The 24246-nt window shown below is 60.0% G+C and carries 23 protein-coding genes and 1 pseudogene; 17 read left to right on the top strand and 7 right to left on the bottom strand.

The features are described from left to right. Window positions 1-110 precede the first annotated feature (110 nt). The 3 genes from feaR to paaY all read right to left on the bottom strand — a co-directional run bounded on the left by feaR (window position 111) and on the right by paaY (window position 2788). Entirely contained in the window at window positions 111-1025 is a 915-nt protein-coding gene (gene feaR, locus ACYP2Q_RS21865) for a transcriptional regulator FeaR (RefSeq protein ID WP_459732412.1), read from the bottom strand. Between the two features lie 84 nt (window positions 1026-1109). Further along, window positions 1110-2033 carry a phenylacetic acid degradation operon negative regulatory protein PaaX gene (gene paaX / locus ACYP2Q_RS21860; RefSeq protein WP_459732411.1) on the bottom strand — a complete coding sequence of 308 codons (924 nt, stop codon included), beginning with the start codon at window positions 2031-2033 and terminating at the stop codon, window positions 1110-1112. A 158-nt stretch (window positions 2034-2191) separates the two neighbouring features. Next, window positions 2192-2788 (bottom strand): phenylacetic acid degradation protein PaaY, encoded by a 597-nt coding sequence (gene paaY, locus ACYP2Q_RS21855; protein WP_459732410.1) that lies wholly within the window; start codon window positions 2786-2788, stop codon window positions 2192-2194. Window positions 2789-3137: 349 nt separating this feature from the next. Between paaY and paaF the strand changes: the two genes are divergently transcribed. The 14 genes from paaF to paaZ all read left to right on the top strand — a co-directional run bounded on the left by paaF (window position 3138) and on the right by paaZ (window position 17592). Continuing rightward, window positions 3138-3911, top strand: a complete 774-nt coding sequence (gene paaF / locus ACYP2Q_RS21850) for a 2,3-dehydroadipyl-CoA hydratase PaaF (protein ID WP_459732409.1) — start codon at window positions 3138-3140, stop codon at window positions 3909-3911. Between the two features lie 37 nt (window positions 3912-3948). Next, the gene (gene paaG, locus ACYP2Q_RS21845; RefSeq protein WP_459732407.1) at window positions 3949-4740 is read left to right on the top strand and encodes a 2-(1,2-epoxy-1,2-dihydrophenyl)acetyl-CoA isomerase PaaG; all 792 of its coding nucleotides are present in this window, start codon (window positions 3949-3951) and stop codon (window positions 4738-4740) included. A 3-nt stretch (window positions 4741-4743) separates the two neighbouring features. Further along, on the top strand, window positions 4744-6261 hold the full coding sequence (gene paaH, locus ACYP2Q_RS21840) for a 3-hydroxyacyl-CoA dehydrogenase PaaH (RefSeq protein WP_459732406.1): 1518 nt from the start codon (window positions 4744-4746) through the stop codon (window positions 6259-6261). Continuing rightward, window positions 6254-6703 (top strand): hydroxyphenylacetyl-CoA thioesterase PaaI, encoded by a 450-nt coding sequence (gene paaI / locus ACYP2Q_RS21835; protein WP_459732404.1) that lies wholly within the window; start codon window positions 6254-6256, stop codon window positions 6701-6703. Before paaH ends, paaI begins: the two co-directional genes overlap by 8 nt. Next, entirely contained in the window at window positions 6696-7907 is a 1212-nt protein-coding gene (gene pcaF, locus ACYP2Q_RS21830; protein ID WP_459732403.1) for a 3-oxoadipyl-CoA thiolase, read from the top strand. Before paaI ends, pcaF begins: the two co-directional genes overlap by 8 nt. Before the next feature lie 99 nt (window positions 7908-8006). Next, the gene (gene paaK / locus ACYP2Q_RS21825; protein ID WP_459732401.1) at window positions 8007-9332 is read left to right on the top strand and encodes a phenylacetate--CoA ligase PaaK; all 1326 of its coding nucleotides are present in this window, start codon (window positions 8007-8009) and stop codon (window positions 9330-9332) included. Window positions 9333-9642: 310 nt separating this feature from the next. Continuing rightward, complete coding sequence (paaA, locus tag ACYP2Q_RS21820) at window positions 9643-10632, top strand: 1,2-phenylacetyl-CoA epoxidase subunit PaaA (protein ID WP_414919469.1); 990 nt, start codon at window positions 9643-9645, stop codon at window positions 10630-10632. Between the two features lie 28 nt (window positions 10633-10660). Continuing rightward, entirely contained in the window at window positions 10661-10942 is a 282-nt protein-coding gene (gene paaB / locus ACYP2Q_RS21815) for a 1,2-phenylacetyl-CoA epoxidase subunit PaaB (protein ID WP_007943393.1), read from the top strand. Between the two features lie 8 nt (window positions 10943-10950). Continuing rightward, entirely contained in the window at window positions 10951-11712 is a 762-nt protein-coding gene (paaC, locus tag ACYP2Q_RS21810) for a 1,2-phenylacetyl-CoA epoxidase subunit PaaC (protein ID WP_459732399.1), read from the top strand. Beyond that, a complete protein-coding gene (gene paaD, locus ACYP2Q_RS21805) occupies window positions 11699-12232 on the top strand; it encodes a 1,2-phenylacetyl-CoA epoxidase subunit PaaD (RefSeq protein ID WP_459732398.1) in 534 nt (177 codons plus the stop codon). Before paaC ends, paaD begins: the two co-directional genes overlap by 14 nt. Before the next feature lie 34 nt (window positions 12233-12266). Then, on the top strand, window positions 12267-13343 hold the full coding sequence (paaE, locus tag ACYP2Q_RS21800) for a 1,2-phenylacetyl-CoA epoxidase subunit PaaE (protein WP_459732397.1): 1077 nt from the start codon (window positions 12267-12269) through the stop codon (window positions 13341-13343). A gap of 164 nt (window positions 13344-13507) precedes the next feature. Next, on the top strand, window positions 13508-13816 hold the full coding sequence (locus ACYP2Q_RS21795) for a DUF485 domain-containing protein (RefSeq protein ID WP_459732396.1): 309 nt from the start codon (window positions 13508-13510) through the stop codon (window positions 13814-13816). Continuing rightward, complete coding sequence (locus ACYP2Q_RS21790) at window positions 13813-15459, top strand: cation acetate symporter (protein ID WP_459732394.1); 1647 nt, start codon at window positions 13813-13815, stop codon at window positions 15457-15459. Before ACYP2Q_RS21795 ends, ACYP2Q_RS21790 begins: the two co-directional genes overlap by 4 nt. A 63-nt stretch (window positions 15460-15522) precedes the next feature. Next, on the top strand, window positions 15523-17592 hold the full coding sequence (gene paaZ / locus ACYP2Q_RS21785; RefSeq protein WP_459732393.1) for a phenylacetic acid degradation bifunctional protein PaaZ: 2070 nt from the start codon (window positions 15523-15525) through the stop codon (window positions 17590-17592). Window positions 17593-17760: 168 nt separating this feature from the next. Here the strand turns inward: paaZ and ACYP2Q_RS21780 are convergent, their stop codons facing one another. The 4 genes from ACYP2Q_RS21780 to ACYP2Q_RS21765 are packed head-to-tail and all read right to left on the bottom strand — an operon-like array spanning window position 17761 to window position 23107. Beyond that, the gene (locus ACYP2Q_RS21780; RefSeq protein WP_459732392.1) at window positions 17761-19005 is read right to left on the bottom strand and encodes a hypothetical protein; all 1245 of its coding nucleotides are present in this window, start codon (window positions 19003-19005) and stop codon (window positions 17761-17763) included. Between the two features lie 8 nt (window positions 19006-19013). Continuing rightward, window positions 19014-19799 carry a hypothetical protein gene (locus tag ACYP2Q_RS21775; RefSeq protein ID WP_459732391.1) on the bottom strand — a complete coding sequence of 262 codons (786 nt, stop codon included), beginning with the start codon at window positions 19797-19799 and terminating at the stop codon, window positions 19014-19016. A 30-nt stretch (window positions 19800-19829) separates the two neighbouring features. Next, window positions 19830-20390 carry a hypothetical protein gene (locus tag ACYP2Q_RS21770; RefSeq protein WP_459732390.1) on the bottom strand — a complete coding sequence of 187 codons (561 nt, stop codon included), beginning with the start codon at window positions 20388-20390 and terminating at the stop codon, window positions 19830-19832. Beyond that, window positions 20387-23107 carry a glycoside hydrolase family 19 protein gene (locus tag ACYP2Q_RS21765; RefSeq protein WP_459732389.1) on the bottom strand — a complete coding sequence of 907 codons (2721 nt, stop codon included), beginning with the start codon at window positions 23105-23107 and terminating at the stop codon, window positions 20387-20389. The genes ACYP2Q_RS21770 and ACYP2Q_RS21765 overlap by 4 nt, the downstream gene beginning before the upstream one ends. A 296-nt stretch (window positions 23108-23403) precedes the next feature. Here ACYP2Q_RS21765 and ACYP2Q_RS21760 point away from each other — a divergent pair, with 296 nt between their 5' ends. The 3 genes and pseudogenes from ACYP2Q_RS21760 (at window position 23404) to ACYP2Q_RS21750 (ending at window position 24194) form a co-directional block, all read left to right on the top strand. Then, window positions 23404-23556, top strand: a complete 153-nt coding sequence (locus ACYP2Q_RS21760; RefSeq protein WP_459732543.1) for a hypothetical protein — start codon at window positions 23404-23406, stop codon at window positions 23554-23556. 195 nt (window positions 23557-23751) lie between these two features. Then, window positions 23752-23883 (top strand): annotated as a pseudogene (locus ACYP2Q_RS21755) (type II toxin-antitoxin system RelE/ParE family toxin); the annotation flags it as partial. Between the two features lie 2 nt (window positions 23884-23885). After that, window positions 23886-24194 (top strand): addiction module antidote protein, encoded by a 309-nt coding sequence (locus ACYP2Q_RS21750; protein WP_459732388.1) that lies wholly within the window; start codon window positions 23886-23888, stop codon window positions 24192-24194. Window positions 24195-24246: the final 52 nt, after the last annotated feature.

The raw sequence follows: 24246 nt of genomic DNA, 5'->3' as shown, positions 1-24246 counted from the left end.
AGGAGCGAGCTTGCTCGCGATGGGCGTCAACGATGACGCGGGCTGTCTGAATGCCCGCGTTGTCCTGACGTCCATCGCGAGCAAGCTCGCTCCTACAGGGTTATGCGTCTTCAGGCGTATTGCTTGCGATATTCCCCCGGCGCTATGCCGAAGCGCGATTTGAACGCCGTGGAAAAGTAGCTCGAATCGGAAAAACCCCAGGAATACCCCAGCACCGACAACTTCTCTTCCTTGCGCGATTGGCGCAGGGATTCGGCGCACAGGTCCAGCCGGCGGTTCTTGATGTAGCGCGCCACCACCAGGCCCTTCTTGGCGAACATCCGGTACAGGCCACGGGTCGACATGCCGACTTCCCGCGCCAGCCATTCCGGGCACAGTTCTTCGGAGCGGATATTCGCATCGATGAAATTCAGGGTCTTGCGGAAGGTTCGTTCGTGCAGGTCGGTGCAATCGTCGTTCTGGCTGATGGCCGGACGCAACAGACTGACGATTGCCTCCAAAGTCGCTTCGCTTTCCTGGCGGGTCAGGTGCTGCTGGCGGGTGGCGTCGAGGATCAGCCGATGCGAGAGCATGGCGATGGGCGACGACGCAGCGATGCGGTGGCCGCACTTGACCTGGTTGAAGCGCAGGGTCTGCTCGACCAGTTGATACGGCAGGATCAGCGACAACTGTCGGGAGTTTTCGCTGTAGGTGAAGTCACTGGGCCGCGCAGCATCTATCAAGGTGATGTCCCCGGCGGACAGTAGCACCCGGTCGTCACCCTGGGCCATGCCCGCGGAGCCATCGAGCTGGAAGACCGCAAAGTATTTGCCACCCTCGCCCGCCGCCACTTCCTGCGGCGTGCGGTAGAGCCGCGCCTGGCAGGCGTCGACGAAGCTGAGCTTGAGGGCATCGCTGTGGTATTCACGGATCTGGCCAGCAAACTCGCTGCCCAGGGGTTGTGCGTTGAAGGCGCCACAGATCTGGTTGATCTGATGGATCCACTGATCGAACCCATCCTGGCGCTGTGCGGTTGTAGAAATCATGTCAGGCCTCACGCAGGCTTATTTTTATTGTCTACGTCAATCAACAGGTTCTCCTGAACAGCGACTCTCCAGAGCGTCGACGGGTTATTTCAACCCGCCAAAGCGTCGATAAAAGCTCTCGCCCACATCCGGCAACGGACCGTCGGCGGTTTCCAGTGCACTGTTCAGCCATTCCTCGGCCTTGGCGTAGATCAAACGGTAAATGTTGCGGCACAACTGTCGGGCCGCGCGTCCTTCCCAATCGCCGGGCAACAGCTCGTCCGGCAGTTGCGGGTCACGCAGCAGCAGCTTGCGGTATTCGTGGATAAGCAGGATCCGCGCCAGGAAGCAGTCCGAAGGTTGCAGGTTTTCCTGCTCGCGAAGCGCTTGCCAGAGCGGCCGGAACAGCTGGATGAACTCGCTGTAATGGGTCGCCAGTTCCTCGATGTTCCAGCTCTCGCGCACCTGCAGGCGCAGGGCCTTGGAGGCGAGAACGTCCTGGGCGGTGGTTTCGAAGACGATGGTTTCTTCCTGGGCGCCGAGGTCGAGCAGCGTGGCGTTGACATCGGTGCGGTCACTGCGCGGACAGGCCAGTACCGCCGGCGAAATCGCACCAAAACCTTGCCATTCCAGCTCTTCGCGCACTTGTTTGCGCTTGTCCTGGGTCAGTTGCGACAGCATCACCAGGCACCAGGATCCGTCCCAGGCCGGCATTGTGGTGCTGTAGACCCGCTTGAACGCCTTGTCGAAACGCCGGCGACCAGTGCCGGTGAGGCTGTAGTAACTGCGCCGACCGACCTTTTCGGCGGTCAGCCAGCCTTCCTTGGTCAGGCGGAAAATCGAGGTGCGGATCAGCCGTTCGTTAATGCCGATCGGTTCGAGCAACTGGATCAGGCTGCCCAGCCAGACAGTCCCGCCGTGGGGTTCGATGGCGTCACCATAAAGGGTGATGATCAAGGAACTGGCGCGGATCGGCGTCTGCTCTTGAAAGCGGGTAATCAGATGGTTCAAGGGTGTCAGGGACGACATGGGCGTACCGAGCAAAAAAAGAAAAGGAATATACCGAAAGTCCGTCTGTTAATCGCAAATCCCTGTAGGAGCGAGCTTGCTCGCGATGGTGTGTCAGTCGACACCAAGGTAGCTGACACACCTTCGCGAGCAAGCTCGCTCCTACAACGGGCCTGCGTTCACAGGCTATTACCCTTGGGTCGATGACTGCTGTCGCTGATACGCGGCCGATCCGGCTCCGGCTCTGCCAACGGTTCACACACATGCATCTGCTCCAGGCACCGCCTGGCCAGTTGCTGATACTCGCGGGTGCCCGCCTGTTTCCACGCCACTTCCTGATCGCTGAGGGTGCGTTTGACGCTGGCCGGTGCGCCCATCACCAGTGACTGCCCGGGGCATTCGAAGCCGGCCTTGACAAAGGCCGCCGCCGAGACGAAGGAGCGCGGGCCGATGCGCGCGTTGTCCATCACCACCGCATTCATCCCCACCAGCGCATCGGCGCCGATCCGGCAACCGTGCAGCACCGCCCCGTGGCCGATGTGCCCGTTGCGTTCGACCACTGTGTCGCTGTCGGGGAAGCCGTGCATCACGCAGGTGTCCTGGATATTGGCGCCCTCCTCCAGCACGATCCGCCCGAAGTCACCGCGCAGGCTGGCCAGCGGCCCTACATAACAGTGGGGGCCGATGATCACGTCGCCGATCAACACGGCGGACGGATGCACATAGGCGCTCGGATCAACCACCGGGGTCAGGCCATCAAGGCTGTAGCAGGTCATGGCAGCTTCCTTCGCAAAGCGATGCAAATATTTACTTGTTTTGTATCATATCGCTTTTACATTCACAAAGACAAAAAAGCGTATCACTTGAACCAGGCCTTTCCGACGACCTGCACGGCGGCGCAAAAACAGCCATGAAACCCAATAAAATAAAGGACAAACCCACCATCCACGGCGATACAGCGTGGCAATGTCACAGCTGACAGAGCACCAATAAGACACATTAAATCAATTTTGTTATTGCATTTGCGTATCACGTTGCAGGTATACTCCAGCAAAACCGGCCCCTGCGGTCGATCCAATAACAAGCCGGCATCACCGCCGAGCGTTCACCGTGAGGGCATCCGCCATGCCTCAAACCCTTGCCGTCGAATTCATCGAGCCTGGCGTACGCCTGATTACCCTGCAGCGCCCGCAAGCGCTGAACGCCCTGAACACCCAATTGCTGGGCGAACTGGCTGACGAACTGAGCGTTGCCCAAGCCGACCCCGAAACCCGTGCCGTGGTCCTGACCGGTAGTCGCAAGGCCTTCGCCGCCGGTGCCGACATCAAGGAAATGGCCGAGCGCGACCTGGTCGGCATCCTCGACGACCCGCGCCAGGCCTCATGGCAGGCCATCACCCGCTTCAACAAACCGCTGATCGCCGCGGTCAACGGCTTCGCCCTTGGCGGCGGCTGCGAACTGGCGATGCACGCCGACATCATCGTGGCCGGTGAAGATGCCCGCTTCGGCCAGCCGGAAATCAATCTCGGGATCATGCCCGGCGCGGGTGGCACCCAACGCCTGCTGCGCGCCGTCGGCAAATCCATGGCCATGCAGATGGTCCTGACCGGCGAGCCGATCGACGCCCGCCAGGCCCAGCGCGCCGGCCTGGTCAGCGAAGTCACCCAGCCGGAATTCACCGTCGATCGTGCCCTGCAGATCGCTCGCAACATTGCTGGCAAGGCCCCGCTGGCTGTGCGCCTGGCCAAGGAAGCGCTGCTCAAGGCGATGGACACGGACCTCGCCAGCGGCCTGCGTTTCGAGCGTCACGCGTTCACCGTGCTGGCCGGCACCCGCGACCGCGACGAAGGCATCGCCGCCTTCCAGGAAAAACGCACGCCGACCTTCACCGGCCAGTAATCACCGAATTCGAGATCGCCAAGAGAGCGCCAAGACCATGAACTTCGAACACATCCTGTTTTCCATCGAGGCCGGCGTCGCCCTGCTCAGCCTCAATCGCCCGGATCAGCTCAACAGCTTCAACACCCAGATGCATGGCGAAGTGAAGGAAGCGCTCAAGCAAGTGCGGCAGAACCCCGACGTGCGCGTGCTGCTGCTGACCGGCGAAGGACGTGGCTTCTGCGCGGGCCAGGACCTCAGCGACCGCAATGTCGCGCCGGGCAGCGCCGTGCCGGACCTGGGCGAGTCGATCGAAAAGTTCTACAACCCGCTGATCCGTCAGTTGCGCGACCTGCCGATGCCGGTGATCTGCGCGGTCAACGGCGTGGCCGCCGGTGCCGGCGCGAACATTGCGCTGGCTTGCGACCTGGTGCTGGCAGCGCGTTCGGCCAGTTTCATCCAGGCGTTCTGCAAGATCGGCCTGATCCCCGATTCTGGTGGCACCTGGACCCTGCCGCGCCTGGTCGGCATGGCCCGGGCCAAGGCCCTGACAATGCTGGGCAATCGTCTGACCGCCGAACAAGCCGAGCAATGGGGCTTGATTTATCAATGCGTGGACGACGCGCAATTGCGCGATGAAGCACTGAAACTGGCCCGCCACCTGGCCACCCAGCCGACCTACGGCCTGGCCCTGATCAAGCGCAGCCTGAACGCCAGCCTGAGCAACAGCTTCGATGAACAGCTGGAGCTGGAGCGTGACCTGCAACGCCTGGCCGGGCGCAGCGAGGACTATCGCGAAGGCGTCGGCGCCTTCATGGAAAAACGCACCCCAAGCTTCAAGGGACGCTGAGTCATGACCGCACTGAACACTTCTGCACGTATCGCCGTAATCGGCGCCGGTGCCATGGGCGCCGGCATTGCCCAGGTCGCGGCGCAGGCCGGGCATCCGGTGCTGCTGCTGGACAATCGCCCCGGCGCTGCCGCCCAGGCCATTGGCGGCATCGATCGGCAACTGGGCAAACGGGTCGAGAACGGCAAACTGTCCGCCGAATCGCGCAGCGCGACGATTGCACGCCTGTACGCCGTGGAAGCGATCGAAGCCCTGGCCGATTGCGATCTGATCATCGAAGCCATCGTCGAGAACCTTGAGGTCAAGCGCGCGCTGTTCCGCCAGTTGGAAGAGATCTGCGGCAAGCACTGCATCCTGGCCAGCAACACCTCGTCGCTGTCGATCACCAGCATCGCCGCGCAACTCGATCACCCGCAACGCCTGCTCGGCCTGCACTTCTTCAACCCGGCGCCGGTCATGCCGCTGGTGGAAGTGGTCTGCGGCCTGGCCAGCGATCCGGCCTTGGCCGAGTGCCTGTACGACACCGCCAAGGCCTGGGGCAAGAAACCGGTGCACACCCGTTCCACCCCGGGTTTCATCGTCAACCGCGTGGCCCGGCCGTTCTATGCCGAGAGCCTGCGCATGCTCCAGGAAGGCGCCGCCGATTGCGCCACGCTGGATGCGCTGATGCGCGAGGCCGGTGGCTTTGCCATGGGTGCGTTCGAGCTGACCGACCTGATCGGCCATGACGTCAACCATGCCGTGACCTGCTCGGTGTTCGATGCCTATTACCAGGACACGCGTTTCCTGCCTTCGCTGATCCAGAAAGAGCTGGTGGACGGCGGGCGCCTGGGGCGTAAAAGCGGCCAGGGTTTCTACAGCTACGCCCAAGGGGCCGAGCGTCCGCCCGCTGCCGAGATCAGCAGTGATGCGGCCGTCGAAACGTGCATTGCCGAAGGCGACCTGGGCATTGTCCAAGGCTTGCTTGCACGTCTGCGCGAGCAAGGCGTCGACGTCATCCAGCGCGATGGTCGCGGCTTGCTGCGGGTCGGTGACGCGGTACTGGCCTTGAGCGACGGGCGCATGGCCTGTCAGCGCGCCAGGGAAGACGGGCTGCGCAACCTGATCCTGCTGGACCTGACCCTCGATTACACCAAGGCCCAACGCATCGCCATCAGCCATGCGGCAGGCATTGATCCGCTGGCCCTGGAACAAGGTATCGCCCTGCTGCAACGCGCCGGCTTCAAGGTCAGCCTGCTCAGCGACAGCCCGGCACTGGCCGTCCTGCGCACCGTCGCGATGCTGGCCAACGAGGCGGCCGATGCCCTGCTGCAAGGCGTGGCGTCGGCGGCTGACATCGACCTGGCGATGCGCGCCGGGGTCAATTATCCACAGGGGCCGCTGGCCTGGGCCGATGCCATTGGCCTGGCGCACATCCTGAACGTGCTGGAAAACCTGCAAGCCAGTTATGGCGAAGAACGCTACCGGCCGTCGCTACTGCTGCGCCGTCGCGTCGCCGAAGGGAGAACATTGCATGACTAACCACGAAGCGATGAACCTGGCCGTCAACTGTGCACAAACGCTGCTCCAGCGTGACGCCGCCAGCCAGGCGATGGGCATCCGTCTGCTGTCCGCGGCCCCCGGTTGCGCCCGAGTGGGCATGACGGTGCGTGCCGACATGGTGCAGGGCCACGGCACCTGCCACGGCGGCTATCTGTTTGCCTTGGCCGACTCGGCGTTCGCCTTTGCCTGCAACAGCTACAACGAAGCCACCGTGGCCATCGGCTGCAGCATCGACTACATCGCCCCGGCGCACCTGGGCGACACGCTGACTGCCGATTGCATCGAGCAAAGCCGCTCCGGTCGCACCGGCAACTACGACGTACGCATCGAAAACCAGCAGGGCCAGCTGATCGCCCTGTTCCACGGCAAATCCTACAAAGTGCGCGGCTCGGTGCTGGCGCAGGAGACCCCCAATGAATGACGCCCTGATCATCGACGCGGTGCGCACCCCGATCGGTCGCTACGCCGGAGTCCTGAGCAGCGTACGCGCCGACGACCTCGGCGCGGTGCCCCTGCGCGAACTGCTGCGCCGCCACCCGCAAGTGGACTGGAGCAGCGTGGACGATGTGATCTACGGCTGCGCCAACCAGGCCGGCGAAGACAACCGCAACGTCGCGCGCATGTCGGCGCTGCTGGCCGGTTTGCCGGTGAGCGTGCCGGGCACCACCCTCAACCGCCTGTGCGGTTCCGGGCTGGATGCCATCGGCACCGCCGCCCGGGCGATTCGCAGCGGCGAAACCGGGTTGATGCTGGTCGGTGGCGTCGAATCGATGTCCCGCGCGCCACTGGTGATGGGCAAGGCGGAGCAGGCGTTTTCCCGTGCAGCCGAGATTTTCGACACCACCATCGGCTGGCGTTTCGTCAATCCGCTGATGAAAAAGGCCTACGGCATCGATTCCATGCCGGAAACGGCAGAGAACGTCGCTGAACAGTTCAACATCTCCCGGGCTGACCAGGACGCCTTCGCCCTGCGCAGTCAGCAGCGCGCCGCTGCGGCCCAGGCCAATGGTCGCCTGGCCAAGGAAATCGTCGCGGTGGAAATTCCCCAGCGCAAAGGCCCGGCCAAAGTGGTCGAGCACGACGAGCATCCGCGCGGCGACACCACCCTTGAGCAACTGGCCAAACTGGGCACGCCGTTCCGTGAAGGCGGCAGCATCACCGCCGGCAACGCCTCCGGGGTCAACGACGGTGCCTGCGCACTGTTGCTGGCCAGCCCCGAAGTCGCCAAGCGCCACGGCCTGACCGCTCGTGGCCGGGTCGTGGCGATGGCCACTGCCGGTGTCGAACCACGCATCATGGGCATCGGCCCGGTACCGGCCACGCGCAAGGTATTGGAAGTGGCCAACCTGAGCCTGGCGGACATGGACGTGATCGAGCTCAACGAAGCCTTTGCCGCGCAGGGCCTGGCGGTACTGCGCGAATTGGGCTTGAGCGACACCGACCCACGGGTCAACCCCAACGGCGGCGCCATCGCCCTGGGTCACCCGTTGGGCATGAGCGGCGCACGCCTGGTCACCACCGCCCTGCATGAACTTGAGGAACGCAATGGCCGCTACGCCCTGTGCACCATGTGCATTGGCGTCGGCCAGGGGATCGCGCTGATCATCGAGCGTCTATCCCACTAAAGAATCGCGATTCCCAAGGAGCCGAGAGGTATCCTTGGGGCATGCACTCAAAGCCCTTGCGCAAAAGGGCTGGAACACAAAAACAATTCGAGTGAACACATGAACATGCCAATAGCCAATGCCGCCCTGGGCCCAATGCTGGACCCGCTGGAAACCGCCAGCATCGACGAGCTGCGCCAGCATCAGCTGGAGCGCCTGCGCTGGAGCCTGAACCACGCCTACAACAATGTGCCGTTGTATCGTCAGCGCTTCGATGCGCTGGGCGTGCACCCGGACGACATCAAGTCCCTCGACGACCTGGCGAAGTTCCCCTTCACCACCAAGTCCGACCTGCGCGACAACTACCCCTACGGCATGTTTGCCGTGCCGATGCATGACATCGTGCGCTTGCACGCGTCCAGCGGCACCACCGGCAAACCGACCGTCGTCGGCTACACCCAGAACGACATCGACACCTGGGCCAACGTGGTGGCGCGCTCGATCCGCGCGGCCGGTGGCCGGCGTGGCGACAAGGTGCACATCTCCTACGGCTACGGCCTGTTCACCGGCGGCCTCGGCGCGCACTACGGCGCCGAACGCCTGGGCTGCACGGTGATCCCGATGTCCGGCGGCCAGACCGAAAAACAAGTGCAGCTGATCAAGGATTTCCAGCCGGATATCATCATGGTCACGCCGTCCTACATGCTCAACATCGCCGACGAGATCGAGCGCCAGGGCATCGACCCGCACAAGCTGGCCCTGCGCCTGGGCATCTTCGGCGCCGAGCCATGGACTGCCGAACTGCGCAGCGCCATCGAAGCCCGCATGGGCATCACCGCCCTGGACATCTATGGCCTCTCGGAAATCATGGGCCCGGGCGTGGCGATGGAATGCGCCGAAACCAAGGACGGCCCGACCATCTGGGAAGACCACTTCTACCCGGAAATCATCGACCCGGTCACCGGCGAAGTGCTGCCGGACGGGCAGATGGGCGAACTGGTGTTCACCTCATTGAGCAAAGAAGCCCTGCCGATGATCCGCTATCGCACCCGCGACCTGACGCGCCTGCTGCCGGGCACCGCGCGGCCGATGCGGCGCATCGACAAGATCACCGGACGCAGCGACGACATGCTGATCATCCGCGGGGTCAACGTGTTCCCTACGCAGATCGAGGAGCAGGTGCTCAAAGTCAAACAGCTTGCCGAGTGCTACGAGATCCATCTGTATCGCAATGGCAACCTGGACAGCGTGGATGTGCATGTTGAATTGAAAGCTGAACATCAGCACCTGAGTGACGAACAGCAGAAGGCTGTTTGTGGTGAGTTGAGCAAGCACATCAAGACGTACATCGGGATCAGTTCGCGGATCGTGTTGCAGCCGTTCCACTCGATCAAGCGTTCCGAGGGCAAGGCTTGCCACGTAGTGGACAAACGCCCTAAAGCATGACTGCTGCACCCCTTATGGCCCCGCTTTTGCGGGGCTTTTTTTTGGGTTTTTTCATGAAAAACAGACACCCCTCTCTGTAGGAGCTGGCTTGCCAGCGAAGGCATCCGTCCAGTCGATAAATTTGCCAACTGAGCCACCGCTTTCGCTGGCAAGCCAGCTCCTACAGGGGAACGGTGTTTCATGAAGGACCGCTCAACCTGAAAGCGATACAAAAAATAAATACGACACGTCATTTTATGTTTGATATTAAATTCTGTATCGCTTATAAAGTTCTCCATGCCTTCAACAGATTCACGGCGGGAGACCCCCAATGTACGCACAGCTCGTAGAAACAGGCGTAAAGCGCATAAAAGACCTCTCGGAGATGTCCGAACAGGAACGCGCCTTCCAGGAAAAAATCGATTCAGAAATCAAGATCGAAGCGAAGAACTGGATGCCAGATGCCTACCGCCAGACCCTGATCCGGCAGATTTCCCAGCACGCCCACTCGGAAATCGTCGGCATGCTCCCGGAAGGCAACTGGGTCACCCGCGCGCCAAGCCTCAAACGCAAACTGCAGTTGATGGCCAAGATCCAGGACGAAGCCGGTCACGGCCTGTACCTTTACAGCGCCATGGAAACCCTGGGCGCCGACCGTGATGAAGAAATCGCCAAGCTGCACAGCGGCAAGGCCAAGTACTCGAGCATCTTCAATTACCCAACGCTGAACTGGGCCGACATGGGCGCGGTGGGCTGGCTGGTGGATGGTGCGGCGATCGTCAACCAGGTGGTGCTGCAGCGCACCTCCTACGGCCCCTACTCCCGGGCCATGGTGCGTATCTGCAAGGAAGAGAGCTTCCACCAGCGCCAGGGCTACGAAATCCTCCTGACCATGATGCGCCACGGTACGCAGGCGCAAAAAGACATGGTCCAGGACGCGATCAACCGCCTGTGGTGGCCATCGCTGATGATGTTCGGCCCGAGCGACGAACACTCGCCGAACAGCGCGCAATCCATGGCCTGGAAAATCAAGCGCCAGAGCAACGACGAACTGCGCCAGCGCTTCATCGACCAGACCATCCCGCAACTGGAACTGCTGGGCTGCACCTGCCCCGACCCGGACTTGAAGTGGAACGCCGAACGCGGTCACTACGACTTCGGTGAAATCCAGTGGAGCGAATTCTACGAAGTGCTCAAGGGTAACGGCCCGTGCAACACCGAACGCGTCGCCACCCGCCGCAAGGCGATTGAAGACGGCGCCTGGGTTCGCGAAGCCGCCGTCGCCCACGCCCGCAAAAAACAAAACAAGAACGCCGCCTGAGTCGGCCACCTGATGTGGAGTAACTGAAATGTCCGAGTGGACCCTCTTCGAAGTTTTCGTGCGCAGCAAGCACGGCCTCAACCACAAACACGTCGGCAGCGTACATGCCGCCGACACCACCATGGCCATCGAGAACGCGCGCGAGCTCTACACCCGTCGCAGCGAAGGCGTGAGCCTGTGGGTGGTGCCTTCGGCGTTGATCACCGCTTCGTCGCCGGATGAAAAAGACCCGCTGTTCGATCCGTCGGACGACAAGGTCTACCGCCACGCCAGCTTCTATGAGTTGCCGGCCGAAGTCGGGCACATGTGAGGTCGACCATGAACAATAAGACTGATCTGATCGAATACCTCCTGCGCCTCGGCGACAGCGCCCTGATCCAGGGCCAGCGCCTGTGCCAATGGTGTGGCAAGGCGCCGGCGCTGGAAGAGGAGCTGGCGCTGATGAACGTCGGCCTCGACCTGGTAGGCCAGGCGCGCAACTGGCTGGACTACGCCGCCGAACTGCTGGACGACGGCCGCGACGCCGATCACCTGGCATTTCGCCGCGACGAGCGCGCCTATCGCAACCTGCTGCTGGTGGAACAACCCAACGGCGACTTCGCGGTGACCATGCTCAAGCAGTTCCTCTATGACGCCTGGCATTTGCCGGTGCTGCAGGGTCTGAGCCAGTCCAGCGACGAGCGCATTGCCGGGATCGCCGCCAAGGCGGTGAAGGAAGTGACCTATCACCTGCGCCGCTCCGGCGAATGGATTGAGCGCATGGGCGACGGCACCGAGGAAAGCCACCAGCGCATGCTCGCGGCCATCCCCGAAGTCTGGCGTTTCACCGTGGAACTGATCGCCGCCGATGACAGCGAGCAGCGCCTGTGCGAAGCCGGCATCACCCCGGACATCGCCAGCGTCGCCGCCCAGTGGCAAGCCAAGGTCGACCAGATCTTCACCAGCGCCACCCTGCCCGTGCCCGCTGCGCCAAGCTATTTCTACCTGAACGCACGCAAGGGCCTGCACACCGAACACCTGGGCATCCTGCTGGCGGAAATGCAGTTCCTGCCCCGAGCGTACCCCGATGCAACCTGGTGAGCTGATCGCCAGCGACCTCGGCGCCCGGCCGGTTCAACCGACCGACCTGGCCGCCGCGTGGGCGATCCTGTGCGAAGTCATGGACCCGGAAGTGCCGGTGGTCAGCGTGGTGGACCTGGGCATCGTCCGCGACCTGGACTGGCAGGCTGGTCACTTGCACGTGGTGGTCACGCCGACCTATTCCGGCTGCCCGGCCACCGAAGTGATCGAGGGCGATATCCGCCAGGCCCTGGAACTCGCCGGATTCAAGGCGCCGCAACTTGAGCGCAAATTGACCCCGGCCTGGACCACCGACTGGATCAGCGACAGCGGCCGCGAACGCCTGCGCGCCTACGGCATCGCGCCGCCCGAGGGCAGTACCAGCAAGCGCAGCCTGCTCGGCGAGAGCCCGGTGATCCTTTGCCCGCAATGCGGCAGCGCCCACACCGAAGTGCTCAGCGAGTTTGGTTCAACCGCGTGCAAGGCGTTGTACCGCTGCGTCGATTGCCGGGAACCGTTCGACTATTTCAAGTGCATCTGAGCGGCGAATCGGCCGACCCAGCTGGAGAACAACAATGAGCAAATTTCATAGCCTGACCATCAAGGACGTGCGCACCGAGACCCGTGACGCGGTGTCCATCGCCTTCGAGATTCCGCAGGACCTGCAAGACAGCTTTCATTACACCCAGGGCCAGCACCTGGTGATGCGCACCCAACTGGACGGCGAAGAAGTGCGCCGCTCGTACTCGATCTGCACCGGCGTCAACGACGGCGAACTGCGCGTCGCCATCAAGCGTGTGGCGGGCGGGCGTTTTTCCGCGTTTGCCAACGAACAACTCAAGGCCGGGCACAGCCTGGAAGTGATGCCGCCCGCCGGGCATTTCAGCGTGGAACTCGATCCTGCTCGCCACGGCAACTACCTGGCCGTCGCGGCCGGCAGCGGCATCACGCCGATCCTGTCGATCATCAAGACCACCCTGCAAACCGAGCCCAACAGCCGCGTCACCCTGCTCTACGGCAATCGCTCCAGCTCCGGCGCACTGTTCCGCGAACAGCTTGAAGACCTGAAAAACCGCTACCTGCAGCGCTTGAACCTGATCTTCGTGTTCAGCCGCGAGCAGCAGGATGTCGACCTGTACAACGGCCGGATCAACGCCGAGAAATGCGAGCAACTGTTCAGCCGCTGGCTCGACGTCAAGGCCCTCGACGCCGCCTTCATCTGCGGCCCGCAGGAAATGACCGAGACCGTGCGCGATAGCCTCAAGGCCAAGGGCATGCAACCTGAGCGCATCCACTTCGAACTCTTCGCCGCTGCCGGCAGCCAGCAGAAACGCGAGGCCCGCGAGGCGGCGCGCCAGGTGGATGCGGCGGTCAGCCAGATCACCGTGATCAGCGACGGCCGCGCCCTGGCCTTCGACCTGCCGCGCAACAGCCAGAGCATCCTCGACGCCGGCAACGCCCAGGGCGCCGAACTGCCCTACTCGTGCAAGGCTGGCGTGTGCTCGACCTGCAAATGCAAAGTCATCGAAGGCGAAGTGGAAATGGACAGCAACCACGCCCTGGAAGACTACGAAGTAGCCGCCGGCTATGTGCTGTCGTGCCAGGCCTTCCCGATCAGCGACAAGGTGGTGCTGGATTTCGACCAGCTCTGAAACAACGCGAAACCCTGTAGGAGCTGGCTTGCCAGCGAAGAGGCCCTTGAGATCCCTGTATGTTTTCAGGCCGCCTTCGCTGGCAAGCCAGCTCCTACAGGGGTCAGTGATCGACCCGAATACACTGTTTCACCCAAAACAAAAACAACAAAGGAGCGCGCGTCATGACACCCCAGGAAGTAGAACTCATCCGCCAGCACCCCGACTTCATCCAGCTGGTACGCCGCAAGCAGGCGCTGTACTGGTCGCTGTCGCTGATCATGCTGGTGATCTATTTCGGCTTCGTCCTGCTGGTGGCGTTCTCCCCCGCAACCCTCGGCCAATCCCTGAGCGGCGGCGTGACTACCGTGGGCATGCTGGTGGGTGTGGTGATCGTGGTGCTGGCCTTTGCCTTGACCGGTTTCTATGTCTATCGCGCCAACAACGTGATCGACCCGCTGAATGAAAAACTCAAGCAGGAGTGCGCCCGATGAGCCGCCTTCTCGCGTTGTTCCTGCTGCCGTTGGCGTTGGTCACTGACCTTGCGGTGGCCGCCGAGGGCGCGTCCCGTCCATTGAACTGGAACGCCATCGGCATGTTCATGGTGTTCGTCCTGTTCACCCTCGGTGTGACGCGCTGGGCCGCGTTGCGCACCCGCTCGACCAGTGATTTCTACACCGCCGGTGGCGGTATGACCGGCTTGCAGAACGGTCTGGCGATTGCTGGCGACATGATTTCGGCAGCCTCCTTCCTCGGCATTTCCGCGATGATGTTCCTCAACGGCTACGACGGTTTGCTCTACGCCTTGGGCGTGTTGGCCGGCTGGCCGATCATCCTGTTCCTGATCGCCGAACGCCTGCGCAACCTCGGCAAATACACCTTTGCCGATGTGGTTTCCTATCGCCTGGAACAGACGCCCGTGCGCCTGACTTCGGCGTTCGGCACGCTGACCGTGGCGCTGATGTACCTGGTGGCGCAGATGGTCGGTGCCGGCAAGCTGATCGAATTGCTGTTCGGCATCGACTACCTCTATGCGGTGATGCTGGTCGGCGTGCTGATGGTGTTCTACGTCACCTTCGGCGGCATGCTCGCCACCACCTGGGTGCAGATCATCAAGGCAGTGATGCTGTTGTTCGGCACCAGTTTCATGGCGTTCATGGTGCTCAAGTATTTCGGTTTCAGTACCGAAGCGATGTTCGCCGGCGCCACCGCCGTGCATGCCAAGGGCAGCGCGATCATGGCCCCCGGCGGCTTGCTGTCCAACCCGATCGATGCGATTTCCCTGGGGATGGGCATGATCTTTGGCACCGCCGGCCTGCCGCACATCCTGATGCGTTTCTTTACCGTCAGCGATGCCAGGGAAGCGCGTAAAAGCGTGTTCTACGCCACCGGTTTCATCGGCTACTTCTACTTGCTGCTGATCATCGTCGGCTTCGGCGCAATCGTCATGGTCGGCACCGATCCAGCGTTCCGTGACACCAACGGCGCAATCATCGGCGGCGGCAACATGGTCGCCGTGCACCTGGCCCAGGCCGTGGGCGGCAACCTGTTCCTCGGCTTCATCTCGGCGGTCGCCTTCGCCACCATTCTGGCGGTGGTCGCCGGGCTGGCGCTGTCCGGCGCCTCGGCGGTGTCCCATGACCTGTATGCCTGCGTGATGCGCAAGGGCCAGGCCACGGAACAGCAGGAGATGCGCGTGTCGCGAATCGCCACCCTGTGCATTGGCGTGCTGGCGATCATCCTCGGCCTGCTGTTCGAATCGCAGAACATTGCTTTCCTGTCCGGCCTGGTGCTGGCCATCGCCGCGTCGGTGAATTTCCCGGTGCTGTTCCTTTCGATGTACTGGAAAGGCCTGACCACCCGTGGCGCGGTCATCGGCAGTCTGATGGGGCTGGTATCGGCCATTGTCCTGCTGGTGCTGAGCCCGGCGGTGTGGGTCAACGTGCTGCATCACGACAAGGCGCTGTTCCCCTACTCCAATCCGGCGCTGTTTTCCATGAGCCTGGCCTTTTTCAGCGCGTGGCTGTTTTCCGTCACTGACCGATCGTCCCGTGCAGCCCTTGAGCGCGGTCGTTACCTGGCGCAGTTCATTCGTTCCATGACCGGCATCGGCGCCTCGGGCGCCAGCCAGCACTGACCCTCAATTTGAAGGGCGCGGTTGCGGCCGCGCCAGACACTGACCAAACCTGGAGCAATCCTGATGTCCTCTTCACCTAAACTGCATGCCCCTACTCTGCAGAGCTTCATCGCCGGTCGCTGGATCGGTCAACAAGGCGCACAAGTGCTGCGCAGCGCACTCGACGGCCATGAAATCTTCCGTACCCACGAAGAGCGTCCGGACTTCGCCGAAGCCATCGAACACGGTCGCCGCCAAGGCGTCAGCGGCCTGATGGCGCTGGACTTCCAGCAACGCGCCCAGCGCCTCAAGGCCCTGGCCCTGTACCTGAGCGAACGCAAGGAACAGCTCTACGCGATTTCCCACCACAGCGGCGCGACCCGTGCCGACAGCTGGATCGACATCGAGGGCGGCAACAGCACCCTGTTCACCTACGCCAGCCTCGGCGCGCGCGAGCTGCCATCGGGTAACGTGGTCCACGAAGGCCCGGCGCTGCAACTGAGTAAAATGGGCACCTTCGCCGGCACCCATATCCTGGTGCCGCGCGGTGGCGTGGCCGTGCACATCAACGCCTTCAACTTCCCGATCTGGGGCATGCTGGAAAAATTCGCCCCGAGCTTCCTCGCCGGCATGCCATGCATCGTCAAACCGGCCAGCGCCACCAGCTATCTGACCGAAGCCGTGGTGCGCCTGATGGACGAATCCGGCCTGCTCCCGGCGGGCAGCCTGCAACTGATCATCGGCGGCACCGGCGACCTGCTCGACCGCCTGCAAGGCCAGGACGTGGTGACCTTCACCGGTTCCGCCGACACCGCGGCCAAGCTGCGGGTCAACCCGAACCTGATCCGCAACTCGGTGCCGTTCACCGCCGAAGCCGACTCGCTGAACTGCGCGATCCTCGCGCCGGACGTCACACCGGACGACGAAGAATTCGAGCTGTTCATCAAGGAAGTCGCCCGGGAAATGACCACCAAGGCCGGGCAGAAATGCACCGCCATCCGTCGCGCCATCGTCCCGGCCAAACACATCGACGCCGTTGCTACCCGCTTGCGTGATCGCCTGGCCAAAGTGGTGGTCGGTGACCCGTCGGTGGAAGGTGTGCGCATGGGCGCGCTGGCCTCCCACGACCAGCAGAAAGACGTGGCCGAACGTTTGGAAGCCCTGTTGCAGAGCAGCGACATGCTGTTCGGCGCCCGCGACGGCTTTGAACCGCGCGGTGAAAATGTCGATAAGGGCGCGTTCTTCGCCCCGACCCTGCTGCAAGCTCGCGACCCGCACGCCGAAGGCGGAGCCCACGACATCGAAGCGTTCGGTCCGGTCAGTACTTTGATGGCCTATGACGATCTCGACGAAGCATTGGCGCTGGCCGCACGCGGTAAAGGCAGCCTCGTGGCCAGCCTGATCACCAAAGATCCACAAATCGCCGCCAAAGCCGTTCCGGTCGCGGCAGCCTTGCACGGACGTCTGCTGGTTCTGGATCGCAACTGCGCCGGCGAATCCACCGGCCACGGCTCGCCACTGCCGCAACTCAAGCACGGCGGCCCGGGTCGTGCCGGCGGCGGTGAAGAACTCGGCGGCCTGCGCGCGGTGAAACACTACCTGCAACGCGCGGCGGTACAAGGTTCGCCAACCATGCTGGCTGCGGTCACAGGCGAATACGTGCGCGGCGCCAAGGTCATCGAAACCGAGGTGCATCCGTTCCGCCGCTACTTCCAGGACCTGCAGATCGGCGAATCGCTGCTGACTCACCGTCGTACCGTCACCGAGGCGGACCTGGTGAACTTCGGCTGCCTGTCGGGCGATCACTTCTACATGCACTTCGATGACATCGCCGCCAAGGAATCGCAGTTCGGCAAGCGCATCGCCCACGGTTACTTCGTGCTGTCGGCGGCCGCCGGGCTGTTCGTATCCCCTGGTGTCGGCCCGGTCCTGGCCAACTACGGCCTGGACACCCTGCGCTTCATCAACCCGGTGGGCATCGGCGACACCATCCAGGCGCGCCTGACCTGCAAACGCAAGATCGACCAGGGCAAGAAAAGCCCGCAAGGCATCCCGCAAGGGGTGGTGGCGTGGGATGTGGAAGTGACCAACCAGCTGGGTGAGCTGGTGGCCAGTTATGACATTCTGACGCTGGTGGTCAAACGCGAAGACTGACCTTGAACAGGGTTATTGGCTGACCAAATGTCTGTGGGCAACCACCAACCCTGTGGGAGCGGGCTTGCTCGCGAAGGCGGATTGACATTCAACATTACTGTTGCCTGATACACCGCATTCGCGAGCAAGCCCGCACACATTTGAACTCGCCGGCCCACAGGTCTGTGGTCAACCGCCAGAGCTACATTCTCCTTTCAAAAGTGCTGATGCTGGCATCAACACCGTACCCCACAGCCCAGCCGCACTGCCGCCACTGAAGATGAATTGCGGTCCGACACCCCGCGCAATCGCCTGTGTCCCAGCCGCGATGGCTACCCAAGGTGACGCGCCGCCTGGATGACCCAACATTGCATCCAGATCACCCAACCCCGTCTTCTTGGCTGGCATGGGGACCTTACTCAATACGCTCGCGACAGCGACAGCCCGTTGCGCGTCGATACCCACTCGCCAAACTCTCTCGATGGATGTCGATTCAAGCGGCACCCAATCAAGGGCCTGGCGCGTAGCGTAAAGCAGGTCATCGGAGGTGGATTTGCGCTCCTGCTCCGGGCGGTGAAGATAGGCTAGTGGCGCTAATGTGGTTTGTGTCATGCGGTTGCCAAACAACAAGCCGACGGCGGCTTCCGCCGTGCCTTCAGGTTGCTGTGGCGCAAACTGCACGGCCAACACCATCAGCATCGCCCGATCGTCAATAAGCTGGTCGAGCCACTGGTCCAGCGCAGCCAGACCGCTGCCATCGACAGAGGTAACGGGCTGACGAATACCGGATTCACGCCATGCCTGTCGCCAGACTCGGCGCCATTGGTCCTCGGGCAAACTGCTGTTGACGTCCAGCAACAAGGCCAGCGGCTGATTATCAGGCAACCGCGCCAAAGTGGGCGCCAGATCGGCGAGCGTCTGCGCCCATATACTCAGCAAATCCGCTTCCGGATTTTCATCCGCGTCGCAGGATAAACAACTATGGCGCAGTGTTGCTCCATCCATCCTGGACGCTTGTGACTGCATCGCCATCGTCCCACTCAACAGAGCTTCCAGTTGTATTGCAGGTGTATCCTCTGGTTTTCGAAGCGCAGTTTGCAAGCTCACTGCCAACACCTGCTGCGAGCGACGCCCCCGACGAAGCTTGCGGCTCATGTCTTCTTCGCGAGCTTCATCCCAACCATCGGCAGCACCTTGTTCGCCGACGTACAGCATCACTCGCACGAAACCCAGCACGCACCAAGCCAGGAGTGGAATGCTCAAGGCCTCACGCCATAAATCCGGAGGCCGCTCGCGTAGCGTTTCATCGCCGAACAACAGCGTCCCTCCTGTACCCAGCAAACAAAACAGCAACAACAGGCCGAGCCAAAGTAAAAATCGTGGTCGTTGAGGGCGCAAAGCTAGAGGAGGTATTTTATCCAGTCTGATTGGCATGATTTCACCTAACTCTCCAAAAAATTAATTGACTTGCACTGTGTCCATTTTGTGATTTTCTTTATTGTTGTTTGATATGAAATCCTACACCATCCACCCCACGAATCTTCCGCTAAAATTTTGTCCCCCTTAATTAAATACATCTTTGGTGCATACTGCAGCAACGGCTCCGAACCGCCATCATAAAGAAATGTTTTTTCCATAATGGAGCCGGTGATTACTTTGCTAGTAAGGATGGCGTGAAACAAAGGTGAACTTACCGCTTTCTCAATGCTTTTTTTGTCTTTATACGGATACACATACGTTGTTCTCCCTTGCTTATCCATATCATCTCCACCCAAATGAAAAAAACGAGTGAGCTTTTTATCCAGAAGTAGAGTATCCGCCTCCAATCTAAAAACACTAACATCGTAAATATCGCTTGCCGGATCCCACACCCTTGGAATCTCCATTCGATGTACGACGAATAAAAGGTCTTCTCCCCCCTCCCCAACGGGCAGAAAAAATGCGTCAGTGATTACTCCTTCCGTACCCAAGTATGGAAACTCGTAAACAAGCTTTGGGCTTTTAGATGGAACAACTGAATAAAGGGATATTCCATTCGGGTCTCGGGAATGCTTCTCTTCATTTTCCGTACTTGCCATAGTATAGACAAAACATGCCTTGGCCCCATGTATATCTAAAGAGCTATAGGCTTCCCGAAGACCAATGCCGCTACATTCTACATTGCCCGCAATAGCTGTCGACCCAAGCAAGCAGCCAATAAACAGCCCGGTTATTCTTATTAGCCACATAAGTTTCCCCTCACCTAAGTTTGCGCAAGCTCAATTATCCGTATTTGATATTTTTGTCTTGTTGAACTCTATCGTTTGTATGCCTTGATATGCATCATCTGTTAAGTAGTTTATGCCGGGAAGCTTGCAGTTTTTATTGAGAACCTTCTCATCTTGTTTTCTGGCGACAACTCTGTAGCCAAAGGATGTCAAATTCTCGAATGAATAAGTGTATTTGCCGTTTGTAAAACGCAGCGCGCTTCCAATAGTTTCAGGATTTACCGATGTGTAAATAGTAAATATTCCTTTTGGAGGAATTTTTTTTTCGGGGAACTGCATCTCTATTTCTGCCCGACCAGCACCGTAAGACGGTAGTCCATAGCGATACTGAACATAACCGCTGTCTGGTGATGAATTCGATTTTGCGCAGATTGAAGCAACTTTTCCAACGTAGCTATACTCATCCGTATTGGTATTAAATGCGCAGCTGATATAAATATTCTCGCCTTTTTCGCACATAGTTGAATTTATGTCTACGTATGGGTCTTTTGCCCAGCTCTTAACTTGTACGAGGGCTATTACAGCCAAGCAGATCGTCAATATTTTTTTCATTCCAAAACCTCATAACTCCAAAGTTTTCTAAAATGACTTCTTCTGTCAGAGTGGCTTTTGGTATGCTTATTTACAACGGCAGTTATTAAGTCAACAATCTCCGGAGCGCTGCCTTTGTCTGCCACCTCATACAGTTTATTACTTAGCCAGAAACTTGCAGCAGATCTGACTGCATATTTCATTTCAATTAACAACTCGGGGTTCGCAACGAAGTCAATCTTTTCGTTTGGCCAGTGCGTTGAGAATGCTGAGTGCCAACGTTGAAATGCGGTGTAATTGTGCAGTCCTGTCAACTGCTTCAGACCGCGGCCTCTATACTTCCATCCATCACCGCTTGAAATCCCTCGATTGCCGAGATCGGTGCGTCCCCCATATGCCCCGTTGGCGATAGCCTCATAATCGGATCGGGTCATAGGCAGGCCGCTTTCTTTGATTTTTCCTGCCTTGGTTTTGTACCCGTATCGCATTGCTTCTTCCGGGTTGTTCTTGAAATAACTGAATAGGTCGATCAACGCGCCGGCCTCATAGACAAACTTCTCATCTATCGATAAATCCTCACCTGTTTCTTGTTTTATCTGCGCAAAAAAGTGAGTTCTTCTCAGCGGAGTATCTAATTTGAAGAAGTCGATATTTCCATTTAGCTCGTCAGCGATTTTTTGCAAGTCGCCGTAACGGCTTTCACTGAGTTCCGGATAAATACGTTTCATAACCTCAAGGGTGAACTTAAATCGGTTGCAGCTAAAAATCCCCATCAACCCAATCGGGTGAAAGTGATACGCACTCCCCCAAGAAGGCAACCCCACCTGTTCCGCGACTTCCTTCCACCACCCCATCTCTGCAATCCGCTGCTTCTCCGCCAACCAGTTCAAGTGCGGCGTCGAGCCGCTATGGCCGAGCAAGTCATCCAATGCGTCCCATATCTTCGGCTGGTGAAACCACTCGCTTTCCTTGTACAGGATCATCTGCGAAATCGACTGCGCATGAGCCGGCAGTTCAAGAGCTGCCTGCAATTCAGTGGCTGTCAGCTTGCCATCGCGATTGCGATCGATGATCTCGTACAACCGGCTTTTCATCGGGCCCTTGTCGTCTTTTTCGGCAATGGGACGATAACGCTCGCGTTGTGCTTCGGTGAAACGGTCGACGGCGCTGAGAAAAGAGGCCATCAAGTGTTTGGGTCGGCTGTAGTCGATGATGACGTCGTAGCCTTCCCAAGCCCACGGACTGACCCAAGGCGTTACGCCTGGCTCTTCACAGACCCAGCCATCGAGAGGTTTGTTATTGGCGTCGTGCAGCAAATTTGCCAGGCGATACCAGGTGTGAGCCTCGCGCGTCGGGGTCGCGGGCACCTGGATTTTTCGGTCTGTTGGCAGATCATCGAGCAACTTCTTCGGGACCAGCAAGTCGGCAGCACTGAGTGGGCTGGAAGCACTCGCCATCTGTAGTTTCGCAGCGGTGTTATTGCTTTCAGGCGGCACTACGGGTGTGCCCTTGGCGAGTTTCAGCCAGGTTCGGTCTTTTTCCGGCAGGCGATCGGCCCAAACCCGACTGGCGTCGATGAACGCCTCGACGTCATCACCACTGAACGTTTCCAGGTGCAGCTTCTTTTCCGGCTGGCTCGCGCCACCGTCCTGATACAGGCCGACGTGACCGATCAAGTCTCCCGCCTTGATCGCGACGGGGGTGTCGAGGACTACGATCCGGTCCGTCGCCAGCGGTTCCAGTACGCTTTGCAGCGCAGCGAACTGTACCAACTGCGTGACCCGTTCCAGCTTGCAAAATTCCCCTTTACCGCTGACGGTGACGATCGTGCCTTTGGGCAACTCGCTGATTTCCTTGCTGTGCAGGCTGGCTTCCCGGCGCACCTTGAGTGCTCCCCTAGCCGTTTCGATGCGATGCTGGCCGTCCACCACCGATTGCAGGAACTGGGACGCGAGGTAGCCGCGCAGCGAGCCATCGGCGTTGCTCAGGCTGGTCGGGCCCATGCGATTTTCCAGGCGGCGGTACTCGCCGTCGCCGCTGATGATCACTTCGGCGCCGCGGGGCAAGAAGTCTGCGACCTTGTCGGACCAGGGGCGATAGTAAACGTACACGCCGCGTTGTTCGGGATCGTCAGGATGGGGATCGTTCGCCGTGGCCTTGACCCGATGCACTTCGGGCCAGAATCCCGGGCGCGCCAGGGTCGGATCTTCGTCATACTTCTCCCTATCCTGCAGGTGCATGTACAGGCTGTAGAAGATCAGGCTTGGGGGTGTCTCCTTGCTGTCCTGAATCGCGGGTGGCTGCAGGTGATGGCGGATCAGCACGAAGTTGCGCGAGAAGGGTTTTTCAACTTCTTCATTGTCGAAGTACGTCGTTGTCGGCGAGTACGTATCGATGCGGTAAGCCACCACTTCGCCGTCGGCCAGGCAGTGCATGCTGGATTGCTTCAGGCCCAAGGCGGTACCGCTGTCGAAATGTACGCCGCCGTGCCACAGGCCATTGCGGCCCAGAGGGTAGTAACCGGCGGCAGCGTTGGCCAGGTGGGTCAGTTGCTGCAATGGGTCGCGCGTGTCCTTGAACGGGTGGCACCAGTTTTTCAGCGGCGGCAAGTCGTCGGTTTTTGGGGCCGTCGTTGGGGATATGGGTTGGAGTTCGCGCGTTGACCCGACCGGGGGCATGGTCCTGGGGGTGGTTGAGTCGTAGTGACGTCCAAAAATCCAGTCGAGCAGCTTTGCCATGGCGTGTACGTTCCTTGTAACGGAAGGGAATCGGGCAGCGAAACTGTCAGCATCGGAGGGCCGGCAGACGCTTAGGCAGCAGAGGATTTTTGTAACCATCCGCGTGCCGACGCTCGCCAGCTTTTACGAAGTCGGTCGAGGTGGAAATAGGGCGTTTCTGATGGGTGCGTAGGACGCGTCTGAGCGCATGCAAGAAGGCCCTCACGTTACTTTGCGAAAGCCACAGCGCCGAAGAAAGAAGCATTGCCCAGGTCAAGCGCTGGGCGAACTGGCATTGAATCGGGCGCTGGATCGGATTGATCCGTCTAAATAGGATCGACCAGGGCAAGAAAAGCCCGCAAGGCATCCCGCAAGGGGTGGTGGCGTGGGATGTGGAAGTGACCAACCAGCTGGGTGAGCTGGTGGCCAGTTATGACATTCTGACGCTGGTAGTTAAGCGCGAAGATTGATCAGCTATCTGGTTGACCGCAGATCTTGCGGTCAACCACAGATCAAATGTGGGGGCGGACTAGCTCCCATAAAATTTCCTCGCTGTACCACACAGTCCTACTCATTTCGCGGAAAAACCGTCGGCAATCCAAGAAGTGTCTGACTGCGCAGCTGTATCCACTTGGATACAGTCGCGCAATGAATTATCTTGTCCGGATGTGGGTGCCGGATACCGGGTTTACTTCACGATACGCATGAGTGTCGTCATCGTCCTGCTCGCCGGGGGCGACAAATCATCACAAAACGCTGATATCAAACGTGCAAAAAAAATGGCAAAGGAGGTTTAACCGTGAGCCAGACCTTGACGACTTTCGACATGGCGACTCTGCTCGACAGCGATGAGGCCATCAGCGAATACCTGTCCCAGGTGCTAGCGGACGGTGACAATGAGGAATTTCTTCGTGCCGTCGGGTATGTGGTAAAGGCCCGTGGCATGACACAGGTAGCCAAAGATTCCGGAATGGGTCGCGAAAGTCTGTACAAGGCCTTCGCTCCAGGCGCAAAACCACGCTTTAATACGGTTTTGAAAGTGATTCACGCACTGGGTATCGATCTATACGCGCAGCCGGGTCATGTCATCAATCACTCGAACCCTTGAATGAATCACAGGGTTTGAGGTGGTTCGGGCCGCGTTCCGACGAGCTTTTGAC

It is taken from the genome of Pseudomonas sp. MHK4 (assembly GCF_054600775.1).
Note: the sequence above shows the minus strand (reverse complement) of the source record. Positions and strands in the feature narration are given on the sequence as shown.

Bases quoted from the DNA above. Each gene is read 5' to 3' on its own strand.
- feaR (WP_459732412.1), bottom strand. From the start codon at position 1,025: ATGATTTCTACAACCGCACAGCGCCAGGATGGGTTCGATCAGTGGATC.
- paaX (WP_459732411.1), bottom strand. From the start codon at position 2,033: ATGTCGTCCCTGACACCCTTGAACCATCTGATTACCCGCTTTCAAGAG.
- paaY (WP_459732410.1), bottom strand. From the start codon at position 2,788: ATGACCTGCTACAGCCTTGATGGCCTGACCCCGGTGGTTGATCCGAGC.
- paaF (WP_459732409.1), top strand. From the start codon at position 3,138: ATGCCTCAAACCCTTGCCGTCGAATTCATCGAGCCTGGCGTACGCCTG.
- paaG (WP_459732407.1), top strand. From the start codon at position 3,949: ATGAACTTCGAACACATCCTGTTTTCCATCGAGGCCGGCGTCGCCCTG.
- paaH (WP_459732406.1), top strand. From the start codon at position 4,744: ATGACCGCACTGAACACTTCTGCACGTATCGCCGTAATCGGCGCCGGT.
- paaI (WP_459732404.1), top strand. From the start codon at position 6,254: ATGACTAACCACGAAGCGATGAACCTGGCCGTCAACTGTGCACAAACG.
- pcaF (WP_459732403.1), top strand. From the start codon at position 6,696: ATGAATGACGCCCTGATCATCGACGCGGTGCGCACCCCGATCGGTCGC.
- paaK (WP_459732401.1), top strand. From the start codon at position 8,007: ATGAACATGCCAATAGCCAATGCCGCCCTGGGCCCAATGCTGGACCCG.
- paaA (WP_414919469.1), top strand. From the start codon at position 9,643: ATGTACGCACAGCTCGTAGAAACAGGCGTAAAGCGCATAAAAGACCTC.
- paaB (WP_007943393.1), top strand. From the start codon at position 10,661: ATGTCCGAGTGGACCCTCTTCGAAGTTTTCGTGCGCAGCAAGCACGGC.
- paaC (WP_459732399.1), top strand. From the start codon at position 10,951: ATGAACAATAAGACTGATCTGATCGAATACCTCCTGCGCCTCGGCGAC.
- paaD (WP_459732398.1), top strand. From the start codon at position 11,699: ATGCAACCTGGTGAGCTGATCGCCAGCGACCTCGGCGCCCGGCCGGTT.
- paaE (WP_459732397.1), top strand. From the start codon at position 12,267: ATGAGCAAATTTCATAGCCTGACCATCAAGGACGTGCGCACCGAGACC.
- ACYP2Q_RS21795 (WP_459732396.1), top strand. From the start codon at position 13,508: ATGACACCCCAGGAAGTAGAACTCATCCGCCAGCACCCCGACTTCATC.
- ACYP2Q_RS21790 (WP_459732394.1), top strand. From the start codon at position 13,813: ATGAGCCGCCTTCTCGCGTTGTTCCTGCTGCCGTTGGCGTTGGTCACT.
- paaZ (WP_459732393.1), top strand. From the start codon at position 15,523: ATGTCCTCTTCACCTAAACTGCATGCCCCTACTCTGCAGAGCTTCATC.
- ACYP2Q_RS21780 (WP_459732392.1), bottom strand. From the start codon at position 19,005: ATGCCAATCAGACTGGATAAAATACCTCCTCTAGCTTTGCGCCCTCAA.
- ACYP2Q_RS21775 (WP_459732391.1), bottom strand. From the start codon at position 19,799: ATGTGGCTAATAAGAATAACCGGGCTGTTTATTGGCTGCTTGCTTGGG.
- ACYP2Q_RS21770 (WP_459732390.1), bottom strand. From the start codon at position 20,390: ATGAAAAAAATATTGACGATCTGCTTGGCTGTAATAGCCCTCGTACAA.
- ACYP2Q_RS21765 (WP_459732389.1), bottom strand. From the start codon at position 23,107: ATGGCAAAGCTGCTCGACTGGATTTTTGGACGTCACTACGACTCAACC.